Here is a 2,440-nt window from a genome sequence, read left to right as displayed (position 1 = left end):
AACCCCAATGGTTTTAAGAATGATTTTAAAATCCAACCACAGCGACCAATTTTGGACATAATATTGATCCAGCCTGATTCGTTCTTCAATTGTTAGGTCGCTTCGACCCGAGACCTGGGCCAAGCCGGTAATACCGGTTTTAACGCTCAGTATCAGCGGTGATTTTTCTCTTAAATCCTGCTCGGCCTCGTCTTTTGGTATCGTCCGCGGACCGACCAAACTGATGTCGCCCTTAATAACATTAATCAATTGAGGCAGTTCGTCTAAGCTGCTGGCGCGTAAAAACCGGCCGAGCGAACTGACACGGGGATCATCCGCTACTTTGGCTCGGTTAGATTGGTATTCCTGGATTAGCTCCGGCCGGCCCAGCTGATTAAACACCTCGGCCGGATCGCGCCCGCTGTATTTAGCTTTCATAGTTCTAAACTTTACGACCGTCGCTTCCTTGCTCCAGCGGGTCAAGCGTTTTTGCTTGAACCAGACCGGACCAAAATCAAACAACAGTATAAGTAGCGCGATTAGCAAAAGTATGGGCGAGAGTACAACCAGACCGACAAGGCCTAGGCTCAAATCGACGCCGCGTTTAACCACCCGCCCCCAGCCCAGCAGCGGCGTGGGCGAGATATGAATAACCGGAAAATATTGAAACAGTTCAACCGCGCTGCGGCCGCTAAAGTAATCGTGTTCGGTTAGCATCAGTTTGTAGTCGATATGGTTTTTTAAGGCAGCCGATTGAATCCGCCGGTTGCTCTGGCTCGACTCATACAATTTAGTTTGGATGATGGTGTCAATCTTGAGCCGCCGCAAATTTACCAGCGCCTCGTTAAGGGCTGAAAAGTGCCTGCCCCTAAACTTTTGCGGTAACGCGCTTTGCTGGCCGACGATGGCCGAGACATGGTAGCCCGAAGACGCGCTGTCGCCGAGTAGGCTGGCCACTTCCCTCGTCTGCTGGCTGCTACCGATCAGCATTACCCGTTCAATACCTCGGCCGTAGCGGTACAACCATTTTTTAATTTGCCACAAAACTTGCCGCTCCAATGCTAGTAGCGTAAAGCCCAGCAAGAAAGCATAGGCCGCCACCAGTCTGGCCGGAAAAATCGTGCTGTTTGGGTCGTTCACGAAGTCGTAGCCGATAATAAACAACATGCCGACAAACGAGCCTAGGGCCAGCCGCCAAAGCTCGCGCCAACGGTTAGAGTAAACGTACTTGGAATAAAGTCCTAAGCCGGCAAAGATTAACAACCAAAACGGAATGAGCAACGCGAAGATTTTAATATATTCGCGGGCCGGGATCTGCTCGATCAGCGGCCGATGGTCAATACTCACCCGGGCAATGTAAGCCACCACAAAGCCCGCGATAAGCGCGATGAAGTCGCCGGCCATCAGACCGAGCGAATATATGAGGTGGGCATTCTTTCGCATTAGAGATTATTGTAGCACCGCTATCAGCTTTAAGAGGGAGAGCATCTCCCCCTTAGACTCACCGCCAGTAGGCGGTTCGTGATTCCCCTCTGAAATAGGTATCGATAAAAGTCAAAGTAAATTCGAACTTTTAGCGATTAGTTATTATTTCTCTATCAGACATCTGCAGCTTAAGTTAGTAGTTAGCAGATGGTAGATAGCAGTTAGGAGTTTATCCTATCGAACATCTGCATGGCTTATCCGCATCTGGTCAAACCGGTACCGGTTTCAAGTGAGCGGCTAATAACGAAACGAGGACTGTTTGACCCAGCACCTTTTATGAGGCTTCGGGTGTGTTTGTAAAAGGTGCTGGGGAGTTCCGCAAGTGACTGATTAGACGGCGAATGAAAACGGCCCAGTGTTTGACCAGCAGCGGCCGTTTCTTTTCCCTATTTCTTTGCGACCAAAGAAATAGGGTCGAACAGCCCGCTGAAGGCGGGCGTCGAAAATAGCTTATTTGGTAAACCAGCCTGCATTGGCGGCATATTCTGTTTTTTTGTCCTAAACTTAAGACTGTAATGTATCGAGTTCTGAGAATCGGTTTTTTAAGCATCTTGGCGCTGTTGCCGTTTCACGCTTTAGTTTACGTCTGGCTGACTAGCAATTTTGGCCATATAAAACTCTGGCAAACTTGGAAGGAGATTTTGCTAGTAGCACTGCTGCCACTCGTCATTTGGCTGCTGCTAAAACAACCGGCTTTTGCCAGACGGTTATTTGCTCGTCGAGTCAACCAGCTGATCTTAGCTTACCTGGCGCTACACCTAAGTTTATGGGCAGTCTATCAACCCGAGTTTGAAGCCGCGGTGGCCGGATTGTTGATTAACCTGCGGTTTTTAGCCCTGTTTGCGCTCGGCCAGCTGCTTATATTGGTAGTTGGTAGTTCGGAGTTAGTAGGTGGGGGTAAAGCCAGCAGGGTAAATGGATTTAAAGAGAGCGCCATTAAGTTCGTACTGGTCGGCGGAGCCGTTGTCAGCCTATT

At 49.4% G+C, this 2,440-nt stretch carries 2 protein-coding genes; one reads left to right on the top strand and one right to left on the bottom strand.

Features of this window, described 5'->3' with window-relative positions:
* Positions 1-1,422: exopolysaccharide biosynthesis polyprenyl glycosylphosphotransferase (locus tag VGA08_03525; protein ID HEX9679664.1), on the bottom strand; the 1,422-nt coding region annotated here is incomplete at its 3' end.
* Positions 1,423-1,979: 557 nt separating this feature from the next.
* Here VGA08_03525 and VGA08_03520 point away from each other — a divergent pair.
* Positions 1,980-2,440: hypothetical protein (locus VGA08_03520; protein ID HEX9679663.1), on the top strand; the 461-nt coding region annotated here is incomplete at its 3' end.

It is taken from the genome of Candidatus Saccharimonadales bacterium, assembly GCA_036397795.1.
Classification (GTDB): domain Bacteria; phylum Patescibacteriota; class Saccharimonadia; order Saccharimonadales; family DASWIF01; genus DASWIF01.
The sequence above is the reverse complement of the archived record's forward strand: the minus strand, read 5'-3'. Positions and strand labels throughout refer to the sequence as shown.